1 protein-coding gene and 1 pseudogene are annotated in these 2064 nt (G+C 57.5%); both read left to right on the forward strand.

All coding sequences use genetic code 11. The annotated features are described in order from the left end of the window. Window positions 1-64: 64 nt before the first annotated feature. A pseudogene (locus tag AB4043_RS23585) lies at window positions 65-679 on the forward strand (carboxypeptidase regulatory-like domain-containing protein); the annotation flags it as partial. A gap of 56 nt (window positions 680-735) precedes the next feature. Beyond that, a complete protein-coding gene (locus AB4043_RS23590; RefSeq protein WP_442303267.1) occupies window positions 736-1761 on the forward strand; it encodes an acetamidase/formamidase family protein in 1026 nt (341 codons plus the stop codon). Window positions 1762-2064 lie beyond the last annotated feature (303 nt).

The following is a 2064-nucleotide window of genomic DNA, read 5'->3' on the forward strand; positions in this document are numbered from 1 at the left end:
GGCTATGACCGCACCCATCGCCTGGTGGTGACCTACTCGTGGCTGATCCCGGGGCTATGACCGCACCCATCGCCTGGTGGTGACCTACTCGTGGCTGATCCCGGGATGGAAGAACGGCGGCAGCTTTGCTCGTGTAGCGACCAGCGGATGGAAGTTCTCTGGAGTCTCCACTTTTCAGTCCGGCAAGCCGCTCACCTTTACCGACACGCGTAACGGAACGGCGTATCGCACCGCGAGCCGCGCTCAGTTCATCGCCGGAAAGGGAAATGACGATGTTCTCAACACCCAGGGAGGCACTATGCTGAATCGGGTAAAGACCAACACTTATCTGAACACGGGCCTGAATGGCAGCGCGGCACAACCGTGGACCGTCTCTCCGGCAGTTCCTTATAGCGTGAAGGTCGGCGGCGTGGATGCCACCGAGTACGGCAACAGCGGAATCGGCATTGTTCGCGGTCCCGGGAATGACAACTGGGATATGACTCTATCGAAGGAAACCAGAGTAGGCGGCTTGCATGAGGACGGCACGCTGGTCTTCCGCACAGAGTTCTTCAATGTCTGGAACCATCCGCAGTACGCCAACCCGTCCACGACGGTGGGCGCCGCGAGCTACTCTCAGATCACGGCCTCCGCAGTGGCGCCGCGTCTGATCCAGTTCGCACTGAAGTATCAGTTCTAACCAATACCCCTTCCTGGAAGGGAAGGGGTATTTTCTAACGCAGGTCAGGAGATGCAATGCGCAGGTGTACGTTGTTGGCGGCAATCGTTCCTTTGGCTTTTCTTCCGGCATTCGGTCAGCAGACCGTGACCGTCAAAGCAACCTCAAAGACCGTCTCGTGGGGTTACTACGGCAGCATGCATCCGGCCGCAACCGTCCATAGCGGAGACACGGTCGTGATGCAGACTCTTTCCACCTGTGGTCCGGCCGACAGGCTGATTGCGCGCGGCGTCAAGCGCGAAGACATTCCTGCATACAACGATGAGGTCTATCAGAACTATCCGGCGGCCGAGAAAGGACCGGGTGGCCACATTCTTACCGGGCCCGTAGAGATTGCCGAAGCGGAGCCGGGCGATGTGCTCGAAGTACAGATCCTCAAGGTGGATATCGATGCGAACTTCGCCTGCAATGGCTTTGGGCTGCATCGTGGCTTTCTGCCGATGGAGTTCCCCTTCAGTCGCAACCGGATCATTCCGCTGGACCGCGAGAAGATGATCGGTCACTTCGCACCGGGCATCGACATCCCGCTTCATCCGTTCTTCGGAAGCATGGGCGTCGCCGGAGCAGGCGGGAAGGTCGGCAGTACTGAGCCGTTCGCCCATGCGGGCAACATGGATAACAAGGAACTCGTTGCCGGAACCACGCTTTACATTCCCGTTGCGGCCAAGGGCGCCATGTTCGAAGCTGGGGACGGGCACGCAGGCCAGGGAAACGGCGAAGTCGATATCACCGCAATGGAGACCTTCCTGACCGGAACCTTCCGGTTCGTCGTTCATAAGAAGAAGCAGATGAACTGGCCGCGCGCGGAGACGCCAACCCACTACATCACGATGGGGTTCAGCCCCGATCTGAAAGAAGCCACGGAGCACGCCCTGCGCGACATGATCGACTTTCTGGTCGAGGAAAAACACATGAAGCGTGACGATGCCTACATGCTCTCCAGCGTCGCTGTCGATCTCGATATCACCGAACTGGTCGACGGAAACGTTGGTGTCCACGCAATGTGCCCTAAAAACATCTTTACCGACTCCGGAACGAAGTAGCTGTGCCATCGGGAACAAACGGGACCGGCAGATGCCGGTCCCGTTTGCTTTGTAATTGCGACGTATAGGTATCCCCTAAGGTCGTTCCAGAGAATAAATAAACCGGGTGGGAGCAGCGGGCTTCAGCCCGCTGATAAAGGCATAAAAAGTAAATGGGCTTTAGCCCTGGGCCTTTTTCCTAAGGGACAGAGAAGGCCCAGGGCTAAAGAGTCTGTGTGAGTACTTGCTTTTCGGGGTTATTTATACGAGAAGAGAGTATGTCACGGTATTTGCCCTATTCGCCGGAGCAAGGGTACCTGGTGC

The sequence above is a fragment of the Terriglobus sp. YAF25 genome, from assembly GCF_052113305.1.
Lineage (GTDB): Bacteria > Acidobacteriota > Terriglobia > Terriglobales > Acidobacteriaceae > Terriglobus.